The sequence below is a fragment of the Sphingomonas sp. UYAg733 genome, assembly GCF_054057355.1.
The window spans coordinates 1-16,525 of sequence record NZ_JBSRZE010000001.1; the positions used below are offsets into that span (position 1 = coordinate 1).

The 16,525-nt window shown below is 63.7% G+C and carries 16 protein-coding genes; 4 read left to right on the forward strand and 12 right to left on the reverse strand.

Translation table 11 applies throughout. From position 1 onward, the window contains the following. Positions 1-145: 145 nt before the first annotated feature. From ACVWZA_RS00005 to ACVWZA_RS00040, 8 genes are all read right to left on the reverse strand, one after another. A complete protein-coding gene (locus tag ACVWZA_RS00005; protein WP_457309011.1) occupies positions 146-1,375 on the reverse strand; it encodes an argininosuccinate synthase in 1,230 nt (409 codons plus the stop codon). A 440-nt stretch (positions 1,376-1,815) separates the two neighbouring features. Further along, on the reverse strand, positions 1,816-3,123 hold the full coding sequence (locus ACVWZA_RS00010) for an MATE family efflux transporter (RefSeq protein ID WP_457309012.1): 1,308 nt from the start codon (positions 3,121-3,123) through the stop codon (positions 1,816-1,818). A 176-nt stretch (positions 3,124-3,299) separates the two neighbouring features. Further along, positions 3,300-4,538 (reverse strand): class I SAM-dependent methyltransferase, encoded by a 1,239-nt coding sequence (locus ACVWZA_RS00015; protein WP_457309013.1) that lies wholly within the window; start codon positions 4,536-4,538, stop codon positions 3,300-3,302. A gap of 18 nt (positions 4,539-4,556) precedes the next feature. Next, the gene (locus ACVWZA_RS00020; protein ID WP_457309014.1) at positions 4,557-5,318 is read right to left on the reverse strand and encodes a molybdopterin-dependent oxidoreductase; all 762 of its coding nucleotides are present in this window, start codon (positions 5,316-5,318) and stop codon (positions 4,557-4,559) included. Continuing rightward, positions 5,315-6,061, reverse strand: a complete 747-nt coding sequence (locus ACVWZA_RS00025; RefSeq protein WP_457309015.1) for a cytochrome b/b6 domain-containing protein — start codon at positions 6,059-6,061, stop codon at positions 5,315-5,317. Before ACVWZA_RS00025 ends, ACVWZA_RS00020 begins: the two co-directional genes overlap by 4 nt. Before the next feature lie 119 nt (positions 6,062-6,180). Then, complete coding sequence (locus ACVWZA_RS00030) at positions 6,181-6,936, reverse strand: sulfite exporter TauE/SafE family protein (RefSeq protein WP_457309016.1); 756 nt, start codon at positions 6,934-6,936, stop codon at positions 6,181-6,183. A 126-nt stretch (positions 6,937-7,062) separates the two neighbouring features. Beyond that, positions 7,063-8,247 (reverse strand): 23S rRNA (adenine(2503)-C(2))-methyltransferase RlmN, encoded by a 1,185-nt coding sequence (gene rlmN, locus ACVWZA_RS00035; RefSeq protein WP_457310022.1) that lies wholly within the window; start codon positions 8,245-8,247, stop codon positions 7,063-7,065. Between the two features lie 96 nt (positions 8,248-8,343). Next, the gene (locus ACVWZA_RS00040) at positions 8,344-9,282 is read right to left on the reverse strand and encodes an NAD(P)H-binding protein (RefSeq protein WP_457309017.1); all 939 of its coding nucleotides are present in this window, start codon (positions 9,280-9,282) and stop codon (positions 8,344-8,346) included. 113 nt (positions 9,283-9,395) lie between these two features. Here ACVWZA_RS00040 and ACVWZA_RS00045 point away from each other — a divergent pair, with 113 nt between their 5' ends. Further along, on the forward strand, positions 9,396-10,334 hold the full coding sequence (locus ACVWZA_RS00045; protein ID WP_457310023.1) for a LysR family transcriptional regulator: 939 nt from the start codon (positions 9,396-9,398) through the stop codon (positions 10,332-10,334). On the opposite strand, the gene ACVWZA_RS00050 is transcribed toward ACVWZA_RS00045, so the two are convergent. Together ACVWZA_RS00050 and ACVWZA_RS00055 are read right to left on the reverse strand one after the other, a co-directional pair. Beyond that, entirely contained in the window at positions 10,274-10,750 is a 477-nt protein-coding gene (locus ACVWZA_RS00050; RefSeq protein WP_457309018.1) for a hypothetical protein, read from the reverse strand. The two genes, ACVWZA_RS00045 and ACVWZA_RS00050, sit on opposite strands and share 61 nt — an antisense overlap. Then, entirely contained in the window at positions 10,747-11,403 is a 657-nt protein-coding gene (locus ACVWZA_RS00055) for a histidine phosphatase family protein (RefSeq protein ID WP_457309019.1), read from the reverse strand. Before ACVWZA_RS00055 ends, ACVWZA_RS00050 begins: the two co-directional genes overlap by 4 nt. Before the next feature lie 140 nt (positions 11,404-11,543). On the opposite strand from ACVWZA_RS00055, the gene ACVWZA_RS00060 reads away from it, so the two are divergent. Both ACVWZA_RS00060 and dnaN read left to right on the forward strand, forming a co-directional pair. Continuing rightward, positions 11,544-12,209 carry an outer membrane protein gene (locus ACVWZA_RS00060; RefSeq protein WP_457309020.1) on the forward strand — a complete coding sequence of 222 codons (666 nt, stop codon included), beginning with the start codon at positions 11,544-11,546 and terminating at the stop codon, positions 12,207-12,209. Between the two features lie 144 nt (positions 12,210-12,353). Beyond that, a complete protein-coding gene (dnaN, locus tag ACVWZA_RS00065; RefSeq protein WP_457309021.1) occupies positions 12,354-13,466 on the forward strand; it encodes a DNA polymerase III subunit beta in 1,113 nt (370 codons plus the stop codon). A 15-nt stretch (positions 13,467-13,481) separates the two neighbouring features. Here dnaN and ACVWZA_RS00070 read toward each other — a convergent pair whose 3' ends face one another. Further along, a complete protein-coding gene (locus ACVWZA_RS00070; RefSeq protein WP_457309022.1) occupies positions 13,482-14,897 on the reverse strand; it encodes an ArnT family glycosyltransferase in 1,416 nt (471 codons plus the stop codon). Positions 14,898-15,109: 212 nt separating this feature from the next. Here ACVWZA_RS00070 and ACVWZA_RS00075 point away from each other — a divergent pair, with 212 nt between their 5' ends. Further along, the gene (locus tag ACVWZA_RS00075) at positions 15,110-15,901 is read left to right on the forward strand and encodes a Coq4 family protein (RefSeq protein ID WP_457309023.1); all 792 of its coding nucleotides are present in this window, start codon (positions 15,110-15,112) and stop codon (positions 15,899-15,901) included. Positions 15,902-15,946: 45 nt separating this feature from the next. Here the strand turns inward: ACVWZA_RS00075 and ACVWZA_RS00080 are convergent, their stop codons facing one another. Then, on the reverse strand, positions 15,947-16,513 hold the full coding sequence (locus ACVWZA_RS00080; RefSeq protein WP_457309024.1) for a carboxymuconolactone decarboxylase family protein: 567 nt from the start codon (positions 16,511-16,513) through the stop codon (positions 15,947-15,949). Positions 16,514-16,525 lie beyond the last annotated feature (12 nt).

Sequence of the window (16,525 nt, forward strand, 5' to 3'; positions counted from 1 at the left end):
GCCCGCAAACTCCTCGTCAGGCTCAACGCAAAGGCACGCGAAACGCGCGCGCACCTCGCGCATGCAGTTTGACAATCCAGATAGTCGCTCCACCATTCGCTGAAGAGGCGAATGGTTCCCCCCCCCGTAACGGGGAGGATTGAAGCTACCGATCGCGTCGTCCGAGCAAGCGCAGGCGGAGTGCGTTGAGCTTGATGAAGCCCGCCGCGTCGCGCTGGTCGTACGCACCCTGATCGTCCTCGAAGGTCACGACCTTTTCCGAATAGAGCGAATTGGGCGATTTGCGGCCGGTGACGATGACCGAACCCTTGTAGAGCTTCAACCGGACAGTGCCCGAGACCTTTTCCTGGCTATGGTCGATCGCCGCCTGGAGCATATCGCGCTCCGGCGAGAACCAGAACCCGTTATAGATCAGCTCGGCATAGCGCGGCGCGAGTTCGTCCTTCAGATGCGCCGCGCCGCGATCGAGCGTGAGCTGTTCGATGCCGCGATGCGCGAGGTGATAGATGGTGCCGCCCGGCGTTTCGTACATGCCGCGCGACTTCATGCCGACGAAGCGGTTCTCGACCAGGTCGAGCCGGCCGATGCCATGCTTGCGGCCCAGTTCGTTGAGCGCCTCCAACAGGGTCGCGGGCGACATGCCGACGCCGTTGATCGCGACGCCGTCGCCGCGTTCGAAATCGACCGTGATCGTCTCCGGCTCGTTCGGCGCGTCCTCCGGATTGACGGTGCGCGAATAGACGTAATCGGGAACCTCGTCCCACGGATCCTCGAGCACTTTCCCTTCCGACGAGGTGTGCAGCATGTTGGCATCGGTCGAGAAGGGCGATTCGCCGCGCTTGTCCTTCGGCACCGGAATCTGGTGCTGTTCGGCAAAGGCGATCAGTGCGGTACGGCTGGTCAGATCCCATTCGCGCCACGGCGCGATCACCTTGATATCGGGCGCGAGGGCATAATAGCCGAGCTCGAAGCGGACCTGGTCGTTGCCCTTGCCGGTCGCGCCATGGCTGACCGCATCGGCGCCGACCATCTTGGCGATCTCGACCTGGCGCTTGGCGATCAACGGCCGGGCGATCGAGGTGCCGAGCAGGTACAGCCCCTCATACAAGGCGTTCGAGCGCATCATCGGGAAGACGTAGTCACGCACGAATTCCTCGCGCAGGTCGTCGATAAAGATATGCTCGGGCTTCACGCCCATCAGCTCGGCCTTGGCCCGCGCGGGCGCCAGTTCCTCGCCCTGACCGAGATCGGCGGTGAAGGTCACCACTTCGCAATTATAAGTCTGCTGGAGCCATTTCAGGATCACGCTGGTGTCCAGGCCGCCCGAATAAGCGAGGACGACACGGTTGATCTGATCGGATGTCGATTTGGACACGGGCAAAGCTCCGGAGAGAAGGGGACGCGGGCGGGTATCAGCCCATTTCGCACGGGGCAAGCCGCGAGCGCCTGACGGCAGTGCTGGCAGTTCGGCAGGCGGGATTGAATCGGCGGATCATTTGGCGAGCCGCAGAGCATTTAGGTGCCGCTGCATCGTTCGCATTCCCGTAAACGACGGGAAGTTTTGCGGGATATGCGTTTTCGAGCGTTCTGCGGGAATATACGGGAAAACCTGCGGGAATTTTGTTGAAGCGCCACGGGAATTTTTCGGGTGCTTTATGGGCAAATCGGGAAATGTCCGGGCGAGCGTCATGGATGATCGATTCCAGCTATGGCGATTCAAATAAGCTTATATCCGCGACGCGCAAACCATGCGCCGGGGAGCAGGCATGATGACTCCCGCAAGCGATGTGAATCACACCGGCATGCAGCCCAATATCATTCGGTCATGCGCCTGAGCAGGCCAGGCAGATAAAGACCCAGCGCTCCGGCGCGATAGGCATAGCCGAACATCATCGCCCACCACAGACCGTTCGATCCATAGGGTCGGAGCAGCAGATCGGTAGCGATGTAGAGCGCGGTCGCGACGATCGCCGCGTTGCGCAGAGCACGGCCGCGCGTCGCGCCGATGAAGATGCCGTCGAGCAGCCAGGCAGGCACGCCGATCAGCGGGATCGCCGCCGCGAAAGGCAATAGCGTGCGGGCCTGTACGCGCACCTCCGCATTGGCGGCGAGCAGGTCGATCAGCACGCTGCCGCCGAAATAGAAGAACAAGGCGAAACCGAAACCGGCGATCAGCGAGAATTCGCCGGTCAACCGGATCGCGCGCAGCATCTGCGGTCGCGAGCCCGCGCCGATCGCATGGCCGACGCGCGATTCGGCCGTGAAGGCGAAGCCGTCGAGCACGAACGCCGCGACGCTGACGAATTGCATCAGCACATGGTTCGCCGCGAGCGGCACCGTCCCCAGCCGCGCACCGGCATTGGTGAACCAGACGAACAGCAGAAGCAGCGCGATGGTGCGGATCATGATGTCGGCATTGACCGCGAACAATCGTTTCAGCGCGCCGCCACCGAACAAGGCCGCAGAGCCCAGCCGACGCCAGTCGATTCCCTTCCCAACGATCAGCAGACCCGTGGCAAGCGCGATCCATTCCGCGCAGGACGTGCCAAGCCCGACGCCGCGCGCGCCAAGATCGAAATGCCACACGAACCATAGGTCGAGTGTTATGTTCGCGACGTTCATGACGATCTGCAGCGCCAGCGCGGCGCGCGTGCGGCCAACACCGAACAGCCAGCCATTGATCGCGAACACCGCAAGGCTGGCCGGTGCGCCGATGAAGCGCGCACCGACAAAGGCGCGTGCCGCATCGTCGAGCGCACCGCCCCCGGACAGCGCAGCAAAGGCGAGCGGGATAAGCAGCAATTGCAATGCGAACAGGGCCGCGCCGAGCAGCGCGCCGACCGCGACGCCGCGCAGCAGCATCGCCTCGACCTCAGATGCGTCGCCCTCGCCTGCTGCCTGCGCGGTCATCCCCGTTATTCCCATGCGCAGGAAGCCGAAGGTCCAGAAGATCAGGTTGATCACGGTCGCACCCAGCGCGACCCCGGCCAGCGCCGCCGCATCGCCGGTCGCGCCGATCACCGCGGTATCAACCAGCCCGACCAGCGGCACCGTGGTCTGGCCAAGCATGATCGGCCAGGCCTGAGCGAAAATCGATCGGCGGGTGAGGATCGTCGCTGACATGGCGGCGCCCTAGACCAATGCCGGGCGGAGTGTAATCACCTCCTCCCCGTTCGGGCCGAGCCTGTCGAGCCCCAGTACCACAAACGAAGGGCCGAAGTGTGCCCCCTTCGACTACCTTCCAAGGCAGTCGCTCAGGGCGAACGGGGGTCTAGCGGATGCCCCCAAAGGCGATATCGCTAATCCGCCTGGGGGTCGCGCAGGCGGCGCTCTTCCTCATACATATAATCGCGCGTGATCGGCAGGACGGTACGGTTGCGCGCGAACTGCACCTGGTAATTGACCATCCCGCCAAACCGGAATGCAGCGCTCGCCCCAGCCAGATAGAACAGCCACATGCGATAGAATCGCTCGTCATACAGATCGACGATCTGCGCCTTTGCCGCGACCGTTCGATCGTACCAGAGGTCGAGCGTGTAGCTGTAATGCAGCCGCAGCACCTCGACATCGGTGATGAAGAATTTCTGCCCTTCATTGGCGCGCACGATTTCCGACAGCGCGGGATTGTAACCGCCCGGGAAAATGTATTTCGCAGTCCAGTCGTCGGTCACGCCGGGCGCGCCAGCGCGCCCGATGGTATGGAGCAGCATCACCCCGTCTTCGGTCAACAGGCTGCGGCATTTGCGGACAAAGGTGCGATAATGCGTCGGCCCGACATGTTCGAACATACCGACCGAGACGATGCGGTCGAAGGTGCCGGTGACATGGCGATAATCGATCAGCTCGAACTTCACCTTGTCGGCGACGCCAGCCTCCTCGGCGCGGCGGCGGGCGACCTTGATCTGCTCCTCCGACAAAGTGACGCCAAGCACCTCGGCGCCGGTCTTTGCGTGGAGATACAGCGCCATGCCGCCCCAGCCGCAGCCGATATCGAGCACACGCATGCCCGGCTTCAACGCCAGCTTGGCGGCGATATGCGCTTTCTTGTCGGATTGCGACCGTTCGAGGCTGTTGTCGGGATCGGTGAAATAAGCACAACTGTACTGGCGGTCGGCATCGAGGAAGAGATCGTAGAGCCGGTCCGACAAGTCATAATGATGCGCGACGTTGCGCTTCGACGCGCGCGCCATGTTGATCCGGCCGACACGGTGCACCACCGCTGCGACCGCGCGCCGCGCCGGCGAGGCGATTAGCGCCGCCTTGCCTTCTTCCCACAGATCGTTGGCGGTCATCAAAATGACCAGCCCCATGATGTCGTCGCCATCGACGAGCATCCGGCCATTCATATAAGCCTCACCCGCACCGAGACTCGGGTGGCGCACGATGAAATTCGCCGCGCCCTTGTCGGCGAAACGTATCGTGACGGTGGGGAAACCGGGCTCGGGCGTACCGAAGGTACGAACATTGCCATCGGCGTGGTGGACTATGAGCTGCCCGCGCTTGACGCGGGCGGCAAGGAATCGATCGATCAGAGCCATGCCCGGCCCCGTAACAACTCAGATGCCCGCATACCAATCGTAATCGACATGGTCTTCCCAATATCCGCCTTTTCCCAGACCGACCCCGGCGAGTGACGCTACGGCATCGATGCGCATGACATATTTGGCATGTTTGTAACCGAGCTGCCGCTCTACCCGCAGCCGGACCGGAGCGCCGTGTCCGACGCCGAGCGGGCGATCGTTCATCGCCCAGGCAAGGATCGTCTGCGGATGGAACGCGTCGACCAGGTCGATCGATTCGTAATATGGCTGCCCGCCATAGAGATCGGCGCACGTGAACACGATGTAGCGCGCGCCGTCCCCGATGCCGGCAAGTTTGAGCAAAGACCCAAGCGTCGGTCCGCGCCATTTGCCGATCGCGCTCCACCCCTCGACGCAATCGTGCCGCGTGATCTGACTGCGCGCGGGCATCGAACGGAGTTGCGCCAGCGACAGATCGAGCGGCCGCGCGACGAGGCCGGCGACCTGTAGCCGCCAGGTGGCGAAATTGTCCGCCACCATCGCGTTATAGCTCGGCGTATCGGGATTGGCGGTACCGTTGGTGCGGAAGCGCGGCGACATTTGATCGGGGCGGAATTCTGGTGCCAACGCGTCGCGATTGGACAAAGCGCGCTGCAGTCCGAGATGCATCTTCCCACCGGAGAAGAGGATTTTGCGCAAGCCGGGGTTTTGGGCGACCTTGTCGCAACCGCTGAGCAGCAGCCCGGCCGTCGCGGTCCCGCCGATGAAGAGCGCGCGCCTGGTGATCAGACTGGTCATTGCTCATCCTCGGGAATGGTCCAACGCCCGGTGATCATCGATCGCACCTCGTTCCACGCACCCGCGAGGATGACCAGCACGAGATGGACGATGATGAAAGCGACCAGCCCCGCCGCCGCGATAAAGTGAATCGAACGCGCCGATTGCCGCCCGCCGAACAGATCGAGCAGCCAGGGCCATGCCGCATCCATGCCCGGCGACATGGTGAGGCCAGTGAAGATCATCAGCGGAATCAGAATGAAGATGACCAGCACATAGGAAAGTTTCTGGAAGATATTGTACGCCCCCGGATTCTTCGCGTCATGAAAGCGGAAGGCGAGATGTTCCTTCACGTCATGGAGCAGCGCGGCGGGTTTCAACTCGCGCAACCGAACCCGCAGGTCGCGCTGGAAATGCTTGTTGATCAGGCTCGACACCATCAGGAACAACAGGCCGAAAGCGAACACCAGCGCGAACAGCAGATGCCAACGCCGCGCGATCGCCAGGTTATATCCGGCGGGGATCGTCATCCAGCTCGGCCAGTGCCAGGTGTGCAGCCAGGCATGATCAAAATTGGCGCCGTACACGCCCCAATAGAGATGCGGATGTCCGTTGAGGATGGTCAGGCCGCTGCCCAGCAGGATGAAGATCGCGACGACATTGACCCAATGCCACACTCGCGTCGCGAGCCGGTGGCGATAGATGGAAGACCCGCCGGGCGGGGGAGGCGCCGGGGGGGGCGCAGGCTCGATCGGATCTTCCATCTATGCCCTCATTCGCGCGCAGTCGACGTTTGGTTACATATCGGCCATCGCATCACTATTGACCAGCGATTGATATGGCGCGCGCCCAAACGCCGAATGCCGGAAAGACAGCGCTGGAGTTACACATAGGCCCGCCAGAAGAACACCGCCGTCGTCACGCCGGTGATCAATAACGTCCAGACGCGGATGACGCGCGGCGGCAAGATCAGCCCGAGACGCGCGCCGAGATAACCGCCGGCCAGCGCGCCGGCGAGCATCGGCAGACATAGCAGCCAGCGCACCATGCCCGTGGTGATGAACACGATCGCCGCCGCCGCATTGGCGGTCGCCAGCATCAAGGTACGCGGCGCGGCAAGCTTATGCGGCTCGGCGCCCGACAACAGACCCCAGGTCGCGGTCATCATCAGCCCTACACCGCCGCCGAAATAGCCCCCATAAATGCCTAGCAGGGCCTGCGCGCCGATCAGCGTTTTCGGCCCGATACTGACACGGTCGTGCAGCGCCGCCGCCGCGTGTTTGCCGAACGCGAGAGCAATGGTCGCCAACAGCAACAACCAGGGGATGACGATGTCGAACACCCGCGTCGGGGTTGCCACCAGCAACAGGCTGCCCGCGATGCCCCCGGCAAAGGTGATGCCGGTGAGCAGCCGCACCGACAGGCCGGACATCGGCTCCAGACCCGCGCGATAAGCCCAGGCGCTGGCCACCGCGCCGGGCTGCAGCGCGACGTTGCTGGTCGCGTTGGCGATAGGACTGGGCAGACCAAGCGCAATCAGCGCCGGCATGGTGGCAAAAGTGCCGCCGCCAGCCAGCGCGTTCATCGCGCCACCAAGCATTCCGGCACCGGCGGCAAAGGCGAGGTCAGTGAACATCATGCCCGCAGTTCCACACCCATCGTTCGGCGCTTGTCGAAGGGCCGCAGTTCTTGTCAGCGGCCGATGAAGGAAAACGGTGCTTCGAAAAGCTCAGCACGAACCGGACAGGTCGGAACGTAAATTCACCTACGCGAGCGCCGCAAGCTTTTCCTCGGCCTGCGCGTCGAGTTCGGCGCGGCTCTTCTTTTCGGAAGCGGTCTTCAACTGGCCGCATGCCGCGTCGATATCGCGTCCGCGCGGGGTGCGCACCGGCGCGGAAATGCCGGCTTCGAAGATGATGTTCGAAAAACTGCGGATCCGTTCCGGCGTCGAACATTCATACGGCGCGCCGGGCCAGGGGTTGAACGGGATCAGATTGACCTTGGCCGGCAACTGGTAATGCTTGATGAGCCGGACCAGTTCGCGCGCCTCGGCATCGCTGTCATTCTTGTCGCGGAGCATGACATATTCGAACGTGATGCGCCGCGCATTGTTCGCGCCCGGATAATCGGCACAGGCCTGAAGCAGTTCCTCAATGCCGTATTTGCGGTTGATCGGCACGATCTCGTCGCGCACTTCCTTGGTCACGGCATGGAGCGACACGGCGAGGTTGACGCCGATCTCGGTCCCGGCACGCGCCATCATCGGCACCACGCCCGAGGTCGACAAGGTGATACGGCGCTTCGACAGCGCGATGCCGTCGCCGTCCATGATCAGCTTCAGCGCATCGCGCACCGCATCGAAATTATACAGCGGCTCGCCCATGCCCATCATCACGATGTTGGTCAGCATGCGCCCCTCGGGCTGGCTCGGCCATTCGCCGAGGCCGTCGCGCGCCAGCATGACTTGGCCGACGATTTCCGCTGGCGTCAGGTTGCGCACCAGCCGCATCGTGCCGGTATGGCAGAAACGGCAATTGAGCGTGCAGCCGACCTGGCTCGACACGCACAAGGTGCCCCGATCAGCGTCGGGGATGAACACCATCTCATAATCCTGGCCGTCATCGGAACGCAGCAGCCATTTGCGCGTCCCATCGGTCGACACCTGCGCCTCGACCACTTGCGGGCGGCTGATCACGAAGCGCTGCGCAAGCCAGGGCTGCATCGTCTTCGAGATGTCGGTCATCAGCGAAAAATCTGTGGCGCCGCGATTATAGATCCAGTGCCACAACTGCTTGGCACGCAGTTTCGCCTGTTTCGGTTCAAGTTGCGACGTCTCCAGCGCCATGCGCAAGTCGAGCTTGGACAGGCCGAGCAAATCGATGCGGCCATCGCTGCGCGGCACAAAGGCGCGCGGCACGGGCACGGGGTCGATGTGCCCGGGAATGGACATGAGGGTCGTCGCGGTGTTTGGCATGCCGGTCATGTAGTCGAAAACGCGATGGATTTCCAGCATGCCCTGATGCCTCCGCAACGACCCCGCCGGGCGTCAGCGATCGACACAGCCCAGCGCGGCGAGCGTCGCGCCCACCCCATGATCGAGCGATGTGTGCGGCTCCGGCCCGATCGCGGCGATCAGAGCGGCATTGTCGAGCCGTAGGGGGTGCTGCCAAAAGGGCCGCATCTCGATCAGTTCGCGCATTGTCGGGTTGAACGGCGCGATCAGCGGCAACAAGGCCCAGGGCATGCGCGACGGCTTGAGGCCTGGTTTGCCCGCCGCGCGGGCGATGGCGCGCGTGATCGCGGTGCCGTCGTCGTCCCAGGTTCCGGCGAAATGATAGCGCGCCAGATCGGGCAGCGACGCTTCGATGTTCAGCAACCGGGCAAATGCTTCGCCGACATCAGGCAGATAGGCCCAGGCATGCCCCACCCCGCGTTTGCCGGGATACAGGATCGACCGCACCGGCTTCCCCGGTTTGACCAGCCCCTGTGAAAACCAGCTATTGCCCGGCCGCGGCCCGAAAAAGTCGCCCGCACGCAGGATGATCACCCGAACACCCGACTCGGCGATACGCCGTTCCATCGCGACGCGGATCGCGCCCTTGCGGGTAACGGCGTGTTGCGGCGACTCGGGCAACGCCACCGGGGTGGTGTGCGGATCGTAATTGTAGATCGTGCCCGGCAAAGCGAGCCGTGCGCCGGTACTGCGTGCCGCGGCGATACTGTTGTCGAGCATCGGCAGGACGAGTTTTTCCCAATCACGATAGCCCGGCGGATTGACCGCATGGACGATCGCGTCCGCACCGCGTGCTGCCGCCATCACCGCGCCCGCATCGACCGCGTCGCCTTGCATCCATTCGATTCCTTCGCCGATCGACGGCAGGCGCCGGGCGAGCCCGCGTACCCGCCAGCCATGCGCCAGCAGGGCTCGCGCGGTCTCGCCGCCAATGCCGCCGGTCGCGCCCAATACCAGAACAGTCTTCGTCATGATCGTCTCCATCGCTTGATGACGACGATATCGGCCCGTGATCGATCAAAATAAATTGTCGGACCTTGACCATCCGCCTATCATAAAATGATGAGCAGAGATCGAGGGTGAAGATGATTGGGGCCGGGGATGATTGGGAACGCCACCGCGCCTTTCTGGCGGTCCTGCAGGGCGGCAGCTTGTCGGCGGCGGCGCGGATGCTGGCGCTGGCGCAACCCACGGTGCGGCGCAGGATCGCCGAGCTCGAGCACCAGCTCGACGTCGCGCTGTTCATCCGTGCGCCCGACGGGTTGCGGCCGACCGATGCCGCGCTGTCGTTGCGCGAACCGGCCGAAGCGATGGCGATCGCCGCCGCCGCCTTTGCCCGCGCCGCGCAGAATCGCGAAGGCGAAGTCGCCGGGCTGGTCCGTATCTCAGCCAGCGAGATAATCGCGATCGAAGTGTTGCCGCCGATCCTGGCCGCGCTGCGCCGGCGCCACCCGGCGCTGAATATCGCGCTGTCGCCGAGCAACCGGAACGAGGATCTGCTTCGGCGCGAGGCCGATATCGCGGTGCGGATGGTCCGACCCGCCCAGGACGCGCTGGTCGCACGGCGCATCGGGGCGATCCCGCTCGACCTGCATGCGCATCGAGATCTGCTCGACGGACATCCTGTGCCCGAAACGCTCGAGGATGTGGGGGCGATCGGCCTGATCGGGGTGGAGACCGACAATGCCGTGCTGCGCAGCCTGCGCGCGCAGGGCATCATGTTCGCGCCGGCCGATTTTCCTTTCCGCACCGACAGCGATGTGGCGCAGTTCGCCGCGATTCGCGCAGGGGTCGGCATCGGCGTGTGCCAGGTGCCGCTCGCCGTGCGTTATCCCGCACTGATTCGCGTCCTGCCCGACGCGTTCAACTTCGATCTCGATACCTGGGTCGTGATGCATGAGGATTTGCGAACGTCACCACCGGTTCGCGCGGCGTTCGATGCGCTGGTCGCCGGACTCGACGCCTATCTTGCACACCCCAGCGACGCGGCGTCGATCGCCGTCGCGGCGCCGCGCAGCGCATAGACATCGGCGAACGGCGCGCCGCTCCTGCTCAGTGTCTCGACGCTCATGCTGCGCCCTGACCGGATCGCCGCGATCACCGCCGCATCCGTACGCTTGTCGGGTGCCCAGGCATCGGCATTGCCGGCAACCAACGCGAAGCGGCGCTCGCCGACCGAAAGCGTCACGCGGGCCCGCGGATCGCGTTCACGGCTGAGGCGGATATGCAGTTGGTTGCGTGCGCCCTGCCCGGGCCAGGTGGCGATGCTGGCGAATGGCCGCCAGCGCGCCGGGCTGCCCGCCTGGACCGGCTGCGCGATGGCGTAGCAGCGCCGCGGCGAGGGATCGGTGAACGCGCCCCAGCGATCGAAAATACCCAGCGACTCGCGGGCCATTGCCGGGCCGGCAACCAGCGCGAGGAGCAGCAGCGCGCGTTTCATGCCGGCGCGTGGCCGGTGCCGAGATGGACGATCGTCTCGACGCCGCGCTCGATCATCGTCACCGACCCTTGCGGCAGTCCCGGCAGCGCCGGCGCGCCGAATCCGGCGATCTCCGCCGCGCCGGTCATCACACCGCGCATCACCCGGCTGGAAATGCCGTGCATGATCACCAGCCGGTCGCCCGAATCCTGGCTGGTCGCGTCGAGCCAGCCGCCGACTCGCGCGGTGATCTCATGATAGAGTTCGCCATCTGGCGCGGAGATCAGCAACCCGGAGGCGCGGTCGAACAGCGGCCCGACTTCGGCAATGACATCGGTATAATAGCGCCCGCCCCAGCCGCCCATGCCGATCTCGACCAGGCGCGGATCGGTCTGCGCGCCATGCCAGTCGAGTTCGAGATGCTCGGCGATTACCGCCAGAGTCTGCAGCGCGCGGCCGGTTGGCGAGGCCCATAAGGTCAGCGCCGGTTTAGCGCCAAGTTCCGCCCGGAGCGCCCGGCCCATTTCATCCGCCTGGGCGAAGCCGGCGCGGGTCAGCGGCGTATGCGGATGATCGCCCTGCATTCTTTGTGCGGCGTTGAACACGGTTTCGCCGTGCCGCGCGATGAAGTCCCGGCCGAGTCTCCTCGTGGGTCGATCTGCCTTGGAAGCCATGCCTCGCCATTCAACCCCGTGTGGCGCAAAAGCAACGGTTTTCCTTGTTTATCTGAGGTTCATGCAACTTCGGACGAGGCCGCCTATTTGAGCATCCCCGTCCGAGTTTTGGGGGCGGGAACGACCAATGGAGTATGGTTATGCGCAAGTTTCTTCTCACCGCCGCCGCCAGCGCACTGGCGCTGGGTATCGCCGCCCCCGCATTCGCGCAGGACGCCCCCGCCGATGTCACCTTCACCGGCCCGCGCGTCGGCGTGATCCTCGGCTATGACAAGCTTCAGCCCGGTAGCGGACCCAATTCGGACATCGACAGCGACCGCAAGGCCGACGGCCTCGTCTATGGTGGCGACATCGGTTACGACGTTGCACTCGGCAGCCTGGTTGTCGGCGCCGAAGGCGAAGTGACCGGATCGACCTCGAAGGTCAGCAACAGCCCGCTCGACGCAGCGGCGCTGGGCTATGGCCGGGTCAAGTCGGGTCGCGACCTTTATGCCGGCGTGCGCGTCGGTTTCCTCGCCGCACCGAGCACGCTGATCTATGCCAAGGGCGGTTATACCAATGCCCGGCTCGACCTGACCGCAAGCGACGGCACGACCGAAACAGGCCAGCATTTCAACCTTGACGGCTATCGCCTTGGTGCCGGTGTCGAGCAGTCGATCGGCAGCAACACCTATGCGAAGGTCGAGTATCGCTACTCGAATTACGGCAATGCGCGATTCGAATATGCGAATGGCGCAAACAGCAATAATTTCGATGTCGATACCGACCGGCATCAGATCGCGGTCGGCGTCGGCTACCGCTTCTGAGGCGAACGCCCGTTTAGCGTGTAAAATGGGGGTCGGGGCGCTTGCTCCGGCCCCTTTTATCGTTAAGGAAAGGAGACGGCTAATTGCCCCCGGCTGATGACGCTCGGTGGGAAGGAAATTGGGCGGCGGCCCGGGGGATTTACGATGAAGGCGACGATCGAACGCGCGACTCTGTTAAAGGGCCTAAGCCACGTCCAGTCAGTGGTCGAGCGGCGCAACACCATTCCGATCCTGTCGAACGTGCTGATCGAGGCGACGGCCGAGGGTGGCCTCAAGCTGATGGCAACCGATCTCGACTTGCAAATCAATGAAACCGTGGCGGCCGCCGTCGACCAGCCCGGCGCGACCACCGTGTCGGCGCACACCTTGTTCGACATCGCGCGCAAGCTGCCCGAAGGTAGCCAAGTCAGCCTCGCCGCGGCCGAGGGCAAGCTGACGATCATGGCGGGCCGCGCCAAGTTCCAGCTGGGTACTCTACCGCGCGACGATTTCCCGGTGATCGCGGAAGGCGAACTGCCGGTCAGCTTCGAACTGCCCGCCGAAACGCTGAAGCAGATCATCGACAAGACGCGCTTCGCGATCTCGACCGAAGAAACGCGTTATTATCTCAACGGCATTTTCTGGCACGTGTCGGATGATCCGCTGCCGGTGCTCAAGGCCGCCGCGACCGATGGTCACCGGCTCGCCCGCGTGACAATGCCGCGCCCCGACGGCGCCGAGGGCATGCCCGACGTGATCATCCCGCGTAAATGCATTGCCGAACTGCGTAAACTGCTCGAGGAAATCGACGGCTCGGTCGGTGTGTCGCTTTCGCCGACCAAGATTCGCTTCGACCTCGGTCAGGCGCTGCTGACCTCCAAGCTGATCGACGGTACCTTCCCCGATTACAGCCGCGTAATTCCGACCGGCAACGACAAGATCCTCAAGATCGATCCACGCAGCTTCGAGGAAGGCGTCGACCGCGTCTCGACCATCGCGACGGAAAAGACCCGTGCGGTGAAGATGGCACTCGACCGCGACAAGATCACCTTGTCGGTGACCAGCCCCGAAAACGGTACCGCAGCGGAAGAGGTGCCGGGCGAATATGCTTCGATGGGCTTCGAGATCGGCTTCAACAGCCGTTATCTGCTCGACATTCTCGGTCAGCTGCATGGCGACACGATCGAGGTCCACCTTGCCGATGCCGCCGCCCCGACGCTGATTCGCGAGAATGACAAGTCTTCGGCACTCTACGTCCTGATGCCGATGCGGGTCTGACGCGCACAATATCGGTCAGCGCAACCGGCGCTCGATGATCAGCTGGCGTGGACGATTGAGATAGGGAAACAGCCGCGGCTCGGAAAGCGTTGTCACGCGCTGCCACTGATAGCGATCGCGCGTCACAGTTCCCGGGCTGGATGGCACGCGCACGCGCACCTCACCGACCGCAGGAGTCCGGGCGCTGACCTGATGGCGCACGCTGGCGAGAATGGCGGGAAAGGCCAACCGCTCGGCTTCCTTGCGTTCGAAATGCAGGATCGTGTCGGGGTGCCGTTCAAGCCAGGGCAGGATCACTCGCGCGTCGCGCTGCCGATCGGGCGCGAACAGGATGGTGATCACGCCGCCAAACAACACCAGGCCGACAAAGATGCCCTGCAAGCGCCGCGTCCATATGGTCCGCAGCGGCTGCCCGGCCAGTAACGCGACGGCGATCGTCGCCGCATAGACCGCGAACAGATAATAGCGCGGCTGCGGACGCAAGGTCAGCGCCCAGGTGACGACAAGATAAGAAATGGTCGCGACCGCGAGCAACGTCGGCATCGCACGCGCGGCGAGCGTCCCGGAAAGTGGCCGGGTGGGCCGCGCCAATGCCAGCACGGCCCAGGCGATGAACACCAGCCCGAAGCGCGGATCGGCAAAGAAGTTGAGTAGCGGGTCGATCGCCCAATGCAGCCTGACCGGCCCGCTCGGCAGCCAGCGCGACGCCAGATCGGGATTGAGGAACGCGCGGCCATGATAGACGCCGCCGCGCAGGTGATCGCTATAGATGCCGATATGCGATTCATCGACATGCAGGCGATAGAGCAGATCGCCGGTATGCGACCATAGCCACAACGTGTCGAACGCAATGAGCGGCAGGAATCCCGCTGCGAACCATAAGGCTCCGAACGGCCGGGCATGGCCCCGCGCCCAGGCGAAGGCGTACAGCGCCAGCATGCCGACCGCAGTTTCCCGCGTCAGCGTCGCCAGCGCGAGCGCCGCGCCCGACCCGAGCAGTAACGCGCCGCTCCATCGTTTCCCCTTGCGCGCCTCCCAGAACAACCAAAGCGACACGGCGCCGAAGGTCAGTTCCAGCATCTCCGGAAAGCAGCTTGTCGCCATTTCGTGCAGGATGGGAGAGGTCAGCGCGAGCGCCACCCACAGCAGCGCGGCTCGCGGCCCGGCAGTGCGCGCCAGCATCGCGCTGGTCACCGCCACCAACAGGTCGGCATAGAGCCGAGGAACAAGTTGCAGCGAGGCAATCGAAATGCCGAACGCCTTGAACGACGCGACGATCGACAACACCAATGGATGGCGCAACGACCAATGCGTTGTGCCGGCATGCGGCCCCTGAATCAGCCATGCCAGCGCCGCTTCGAGATAGCGCTGGTCGTCGGTCGTGCCGCCGAAATAATTGGTCACCCGCACCCGGAACGACAGATCAGCCAACACGAACGCGGTAAGAGCAAGAACTGCGAGATAGGGCAGTCGCGTGACCCGGGAATTGGAAGGCGTCAGCTTGATTTCCAGCTTTGGACCGGTGGCGGTCGGACCACCCGTACATTTTTTCCTGCTCTTGGCTAGGCTTGGCCAAGCGCTTCGCTTCTTGACAGCCAAGTCACCCAGACTTATTGACACTGCTGTCAGTAAGGATCGAATCGATGGCAAAGCTTCCTCCCTTTCCCGGTACTTCCGGCCGTCGCGACTGGCGCACCGCGTTCGATGCGATCCGCAAGCTGCTCTCCAATGGAGACGACACCACGCAGGTTTTCCGCATCATGCGCGCGCTGAACGTCGGCAATGCGCCGATGAACTATGCCAAGCTGATCGCGACTGCGCAGGGTGGGCGGATCGCGTACGACCAAGTCGAACTGGCGCAGCGTTTCACCGACAAGGCATTCGTCGCGAGCTTCGCGCCGGGCACAGTCGGCGCGGCCTATCGCGATTTTCTCGAGGCCACGGGCTATTCGGCCGATGGCCTGGCCGAGATCAGCAAGATCAACAATGAAGAGGACATGCTCCACCCCTATGCCTGGTTCGGGCGGCGGGTGCGCGACACGCATGACATCTGGCACGTGCTGACTGGCTACAAGGCCGATGAGAGCCTGGGCGAAGCGGCTTTGGTCGCCTTCTCCTATGCCCAGGTTGGCGGGCTCGGCTGGGCGTTTATCGGCGCGGCGGCCGCGCTCAAGAGCCTGAGGGTCACTGGCGGCACGTTGTTCGCCCGGGCGGTGTGGGAAGGCTATCGCAACGGCCGCAAGGCGAAATGGATTTCCGGCGAGGATTATTTGCAGCTACTGCATGAACCGCTCGACACGGCGCGTGCGCGGCTCAGCATCGCCACGCCGATTGTCTATCTGCACGCGCAGAAGGAACTTGGCGCCGAAATGGCGTCCTATCTCAGTGCGCGCCGTGAAGAGACCAAGACAGTGCCCGAGAAGCTCGCCGCCTAAATGTCGGTTTAGGCAGGGTGTCCGCACCCCGCGCAAACAATCCGGTCAGTCGCGCTCGGGCACCGGCACATTAAAGCCGTTGAGCGTCATCGATACCAGTCCATAAAGCCCGACAAGATAGATCAGTTCGTTCGCTCCGTGCTGACCGAAGGTCGCGACGGCGAGCCGGTAGCAGGGCTCGGGCAACACGCCGCCATTGACCAACGCGAAAGCGACATCATAGGCGACGCTTTCGGTATCGCTGAGATCGACCGGCTTGATATTGGCGCAGAGTTCGGACAGCCGCCTGGCCGGCATCTTCTCGCGTTCGGCGACCGCGATATGCGCGTAAATCTCGTACGCCGCGTCGAAATGCGCGCCGGTGACCAGGATCGCGATCTGACGCGCGCCATCCGGCAAGGTCGCCTGCATCGACATCGCCTTGGTCAGATCCCACACCGCCTTGCCGATCACCGGTTCGTGCAGCCACGGATTCCACGGCCCGATCAGCGCGCCATTCGCGTCGATCGTCTTGAAATCGTTGAAATTGGACGCGATTCCGGCCCTCATATCCTCATATAATGGTTTCTGTGCATCGGTCAGGTCGGCGGGCGGGATGAGCGGCAGGCGCATGAAATCTCCGGC